The organism is Aristaeella lactis, assembly GCF_018118585.1.
Lineage (GTDB): Bacteria > Bacillota > Clostridia > Christensenellales > Aristaeellaceae > Aristaeella > Aristaeella lactis.
Window position 1 is genome coordinate 37,937 of sequence record NZ_CP069422.1, and the last position, 6,191, is coordinate 44,127.

The 6,191-nt window shown below is 44.2% G+C and carries 5 protein-coding genes and 1 pseudogene; 1 reads left to right on the forward strand and 5 read right to left on the reverse strand.

All coding sequences use genetic code 11. The features are described from left to right. Positions 1-2: 2 nt before the first annotated feature. Positions 3-524 (forward strand): hypothetical protein, encoded by a 522-nt coding sequence (locus JYE50_RS15455; RefSeq protein ID WP_084095645.1) that lies wholly within the window; start codon positions 3-5, stop codon positions 522-524. Between the two features lie 1,392 nt (positions 525-1,916). Here the strand turns inward: JYE50_RS15455 and JYE50_RS15460 are convergent. The 5 genes and pseudogenes from JYE50_RS15460 to JYE50_RS15485 all read right to left on the reverse strand — a co-directional run. Continuing rightward, positions 1,917-2,222 carry a hypothetical protein gene (locus tag JYE50_RS15460; RefSeq protein WP_439647543.1) on the reverse strand — a complete coding sequence of 102 codons (306 nt, stop codon included), beginning with the start codon at positions 2,220-2,222 and terminating at the stop codon, positions 1,917-1,919. Positions 2,223-3,204: 982 nt separating this feature from the next. Beyond that, positions 3,205-3,351 (reverse strand): annotated as a pseudogene (locus tag JYE50_RS15555) (hypothetical protein); the annotation flags it as partial. Between the two features lie 401 nt (positions 3,352-3,752). Continuing rightward, positions 3,753-3,977 (reverse strand): hypothetical protein, encoded by a 225-nt coding sequence (locus JYE50_RS15475; protein ID WP_304588481.1) that lies wholly within the window; start codon positions 3,975-3,977, stop codon positions 3,753-3,755. A gap of 140 nt (positions 3,978-4,117) precedes the next feature. Continuing rightward, positions 4,118-4,357 (reverse strand): hypothetical protein, encoded by a 240-nt coding sequence (locus JYE50_RS15480; RefSeq protein ID WP_304588483.1) that lies wholly within the window; start codon positions 4,355-4,357, stop codon positions 4,118-4,120. Positions 4,358-5,806: 1,449 nt separating this feature from the next. Next, the coding region (locus tag JYE50_RS15485; RefSeq protein WP_304588485.1) for an N-terminal phage integrase SAM-like domain-containing protein at positions 5,807-6,191 on the reverse strand (385 nt) is incomplete at its 5' end.

Below are 6,191 nucleotides of genomic sequence, written 5' to 3' on the forward strand. Positions count from 1 at the left end.
ATATGAATTCAGATTCTGTGCGTGAAGCACTCAAGAAAGCAGGGAAACGTCCAGCAGATCTTGCTCGACATATGTCTATTTCTCGTCAGCAACTCTCAAACAAACTTCACGATGATACTTGGAATATAAATGATATTGCTCGTGTCGCCATTTTAACAGGAGGTGAACTTGGAATTGTCTATCCAGACGGAAATACAATCAGGTTTACCGATGATAGTATTATCGTAGAACAGATACGTACATTAAAAAAGGAACACCAAAAACAAAAATCTATTCAAGCGTATCTCCCCAAACAAAAACCTGATCCCATAGAAAACGAAAAAGCCATTACCATCTCAATCGAAACGGTCGCAAATGAAATAGATAACACTGTTGTTGAAAAATCAATAGACAGTTCTGTAAAAAGACAGCACTGTAAGAAAACGTCCAATCAAAAACAACACAACACCCAGAAACCATCCATGAAGTCTGAGCAACTATCATTTTTCCAAGACGGCGAATCTCTTTTCAACAATTATAAATAACCATATTAAATAAGAGCAGCTCCTATTACCCAACAAATTGTTAATGATATAATGAACTCATATAAAACGTCTATATTGCTAAATAGGCAGGATTCTCAACCGTTCATTATCTTGTGTACATTATTGATTAAACAATACATGAAAAAATGAACTGAAAGCATATAATTCTTTTACTGTAAAGATGATAATATAGCAATCTCTCCATATAGCAACCATAATCCCCCGTAAAAAAGAATCAATCAACATGGATAGACTTAACACTTTTTCTGGTGTTTTTTTTTAATATGAGAGGTGGATTTTCCATATAGCAGTTAAAAATCTCCGAGAAAAATAAGCAGAATTCATGGACAGATGTGACCCGGCGATGACCAATTTTATTCATTATTTCATTTACAATATGAAGAATATATACAATATACTGTACCCGCCGGAATAGATGTATACCATATTATGATAAATAGTGCTTCTATAGTACTCAAGAGTATTTGTTTTTGTTTATAATTGCTACAACAAAAGCAAGATAGGGATGGTTGGCTTTCATCCACAGTGCCTCGAAAAGTCAAATGTGGAGTCACTCATTTTGATATTAGTGTTTGGTAGAAAAACGTCCTCAGTTGGGACATCTATGAATAAATTGTCTCCCAAACGAGATACTCTAAGTCCCTGTATTGTTTCAGGTATTTCCACTTGCTTGTGATACCAGCAGTAACGTTCTATCTGCACCGTACCATCAGGCAAAAAACCTTATAGCAAACAGCGTCTCAGGATCAGCATCCACACCCAGAGAGCACCTCCTCATGCGTCAGAAGATCTATCTCATCATCCCATGACAACAATGGGCCATGAAGTCTGAGCCCCTTCCATATGTGCAGTTGTGCATGCCATAAGTATACTGGCTAATAATATAACAAATAAGAGTTTTCATTTTCTTCCTTCTCCTTTTCCGAAAAAGAATATCAATTTTCTATCATACTAACTTTAGTTTCATATCAATCACCTCATTTTGAAATATCCATTTCCATACTCTTTTTCTCTCGTTGTTGCTATACTTTGCTTCTCCCAAAATCAAAATAGTCTGTCTATCATAACACATTTTATTTACACCACTCTTGTCAGGCAATTCATACATTATTATCTTCATCAGAATTCTTCTATAATGGCTTTTAGCCCTCTGGCTCCACACTTACGTTCTATAGCTCTGTGACAATCTCTTCCAACTTGAATCATGTGTAAAACTAGATCGACCCCATCCTTGCAGAAACAATTCCTGATACTGCCGGCATAAATTGTCTTTAGGTTCAGATAATACCCTGATTAGTCAGTTCTGATATAATTCATTAAGCCCCTACAATAAGCAACCTTCCAATAAATTCTGGAATAAACCATATTTGATCAGATCTTCGGGGGCTTACCTTGTTCAGGAAAAAGCGTTATCCTTCTGATCTCTGCTTGAACAGCGCCAAAGCCCATGGATCGTTTTCCGTTCCGTTGTTGGACAATCTTTTCCACGCCTTCAAAGGCTCCTCCACAGATGAACAACACATTTGTTGTGTCAAAATCCAACATATCCCCGTTCGGATGTTTTACCACAAATCCTCCAGAAAGCGGTACGTGCAATAGTGCCCTCAGAATCTTAAGCAATGCCTGCTGAACCCCTTCACCACCATCCCGGGTTATCGACATGTTTTCTCCTTGCAAAGCAATCTTGTCGATTTCGTCAATATAGATGATCCCTTTTTCAGCTTTTTGCCAGATCCATTCCAGAAGAATGGTATATATTCAGCAGGATGTTTTCCACATCCTCTCCCACATAACCCACTTCTGTTGGGCTTGTAGCATCTGCAATAGCAAATGGAACATCCATCATTCTTGCCAGCGTCTGGGCCAGGTAAGTTTTTCCGCTTCGGTCGGCCCCAGCAGAAGGATATTGCTCTTCTGAACCCGGATCTTCGCCCGACTGCAGTCAAGGCGCTTCATATGGTTGTAGATGGCGACGCTCAAAAGCCATCTTGGCGTTTTTCAGCCCGATCACATAATCGTCCAGGAATTTTCATCTGCGAAGGTGTCCTTCGCGTTTTCGTTACCAAAGCTGCGGTTTGGGGACTGTTGTCAATCAGCCGAAAGATCTGTAAATGCACTCACGGCAAAGCGTCACTGTAAAATCAGCTTCGATCGTATTATACAGCGGATGCTTTTTTCACCCAGGAGCGCCGCAGCAGTTGCAGAACCTGCATTTTCCTTTAACATTTCTGAAAAAACCTGCTCATTTTCACCCCTCCTTTGAATGAGGCGAAAAGCGGGGCAGGCTCGCAGAACCTGCCAACCTTTCCGGAAGTATATGCCGCAGCCGTCATGCCGGAGTTCTTTTCAGGTTTGGGTTCCGCAGCGCCCTTGATCGCTGTCAGTTTTGCCGCGACAGAAGGCGCGTTTTGCGTCAGTTTTTGACGCTCAGGTTGTCCGCTTTATCATTGGCAAGGCGGGCTGATTGTCGAAACAAGCAGATTCTCTTTCGTCTTCTGAAGGGCGGCAATGGTCGTAATTCCTTCGACCGCGGCATTCAGTTTGTCGCTGGCAAGGCGGTAGTTCCGGCCGAAGAATCGCGAAGTCCTGCATGTTCTTCTCAAAATTCGTCAGAGTCAAGCTGCTGGCTTTTAATCAGCGCCAGTTCCTTCACAATTATTCAAGGGAGTTCAGCGCAGCGTTGGCAGGCTGATGGTAATAAACTGCTGCGGGCGGGCGACGTACATTTTCGGGTACCGGAAAGAGACGTCCTGGATGCCGGCGTTATGAAATCATTATCCGCTTCCAGCGTAGATACAAGCACCGCGTATTCGCATTTCTTCTCCTGCCGGTCCTTGTCAGTTCCTTGAAGAAGTCCTCGTTCTTATGTTTGCTGGCCGTTTTCGTCCGATTCGGTCTTCATCTCGAACATAATCGAAAGGCTTCGTCAAAATAAAATCTCCTTTGGAACCGCTCCTGGCGTCATTGTCCTTCTCAAAGTAGGCTCCGGGGAACGCGATCGTCCGAATCGCGTTAAACTGGTTCTGGCAGTATACTTCTAGAGGCTTTCGCCGATGGCTTTCGCGTCGAGTTTTTCATGGAAATCCTTGACGTTCAGCTCGTCGTCCCAAGCCTTAAAAGCGGTTTCATACTACGGTCTTTGGCTGAAACTCCTTCACCTTGGCCGCCTGCTCCTGTGTCTGGAGCTGCCCCTGGAGCCGGACAATTTCAGCGTCCTTCTGCTGTGGCAAGCGCCTCGTCTTTCGCCGCCCTGACCGCCAGCTCTTTTTCGGTATCCCCAGCCTTCGCCTTTTCCGTCATGGCGGCTATCTGCCGCTCCCACCTGGCGATCTCGGCATCGGCATCTGCCTTGATTCGGGTCGTATCCTGCAGATGCTTTGCTTCCAATTCCCGGATTCTGGTTCCGCGCGCATCCGCGGCCTTCTGATCCATTTCGGCTTCTTCCTTGGAATGTTCCAGTTCTTCGGAAGGCGGACATTCTCAGCATCACGTTCGGCCACAGCTTGCTGCACGGCAAGTTTTTGTCCTGTTCTGCTTTATCAGCATATGCTTCCAGTTCGGCCACAGACTTCTCATTGTCTGCTCTTTCCTGGATCACTTTGCTTCAAGTGACCGGAAGCTGGTCTGCTTTCAAGTGCAATTGCCCAGCGCCTGAATCTCTTCTTCCTTCTTAGCGTTGGCTTCTTGGCGGATATGATCCTCAACCTTAGCCCTGATCTGTTCAGCAACACTTTGATACTCCAAGCGTTCACCCCAAAGTCCCTCACCACAGTGTGGACATGTAATATTAACAAGCCAGTCATAGTAGTCATAATAATCCCTCCTTAAGCTACATCGTCATAGTCGTTACAGTACATAGTTTTCAAGCTCTCTATCATACAGGTATCAGCGATCCCTTCTGAGCGCTGCCGCCAGCCCTAAGATGATACATATGATGCGTCCGCAAAATCTGGAAACAAATGCCAGCAGATTCTCGCATTCGTTTCTTACCGCATTCTGATCTGATGTTTCTCCACGCATATTAAGCAGCTCTGCGATCATTGCCATTATGGATTCGGTAGTCTGTGCCGTCGGCATCTTGTAGGTGTCAGGATCAGTGACGCAAAAATTGCCAGATTGGCAGGTTGTAATTATCTTCATACTCATTCTTGCCGAAAGAGTCTCGTTTACCAGACTTCCATCGTCGAGTCCGCTCTTACAATGCTGCCACGAGGCTATGCCAATCAGCTATCAGAATATAAGCGGCTGTGCAGCAAGCCCACATCGTCCTGTCTTTCTTATTAGCAACAAAGCGTTTCGTCATAGTAATCCTTCCTTTCTCTTACATATCGTTCATCTGTCCCATAGTCTTACTCAATCCAGCCAACGTGTTTGCAACTACCTGGATGCTTTCTCCCCAAAATTCAGGTTCGATAAACCACTGTCTTCAGGTAGATCCTTCAACCGCTGAAGAATCTCCGTCATTTTTCCGAGGCGCTTTATATACTCTCGGATTTCCCATCTAACAATGTTCTTCTCGAGAACCCTTTTGATAATATAGTCTTGGTGAGTCCGGATAACCGAACTCTTTCATTTGAGCCGCATCTTCTTCGGTGAAATCTGAATGCAACCGTACGGCTCCTCCATCTCCCTTGACGATCAGAACCCGATCAGACATCTTTCATCGCTCCTTCATCTCATCCAGACGATTCGCCATATCGGCTTGCACCGAAACAGGTGCGCATAGCGTACAGATATGTCAATTGAACTGTGACCGACACGGCGAGCAATTTGAATCGCATTGAATCCTCAACATTGATTGGGAGGCTGACATGCCCGATGACATAAATCATGCACCCTTATCCTTTTCAATCCCAGCTTTTTTTCTGCCCCAGCGTTCAATTGACGGCTCAAGACACATCCCTTAACAGGAAAAAATGCGATCATCGTCATGCAAGAGTCGTAGTTCATGGAAAAGTATTCGGCCAATTCATCAGCTAGAAATTGCAGGATCGATATCGTTCAGTTACTTTCCAGTTTTTGGGGCTGGTGACCATCTCCACTTTCCCTCTGCTGTATAGTGTCTTGTTGATTCTCATCTGCCGTTTCTCAAAGGTCAACGTCTGCCTTTGGTAGAGCCAATAACTCGCCTTCCTGATCCCCATCAATACAACACTTCGTAAGCATAGTACAGGATCGACGTCCATCATAATACAATGAATTTCTGGAACTCTGCCCTGTGTCCAAATTTGCATCTCCTCTTGCTGCTTTTGCCCATGTTCCTACATGGCTGGATTATCTTTGAGTTTGTAATATTTCACGCCATGATTAAGGATGCAGCTAAGCTGATTATGTACGGTCCTCAAATAGTCAGATGAATAAGGTTCTCCAGTGCCTGGAACTCTTGCCATCAAAAGATGATTCTGCCATGACATGATGTCAATCGTTGTGATTTCGCGAAGAAGTCTACTCCTGAAAAATGGCAGTATGTGCTGTTCCACGATACTCTCCTTTGTGTCCCATGTGGACTGCTTCACCCTCATCTTCCGATCTCTTTTGTAAATCTCCCAGAATTCACCAAAGGTAATATCTGGCGATTGCTTCAGTTCCCTGAGAAAAGATTCTTCCCATTCGTCTGCCTCATGCTTAGTCCGAAAACCTCTTTTG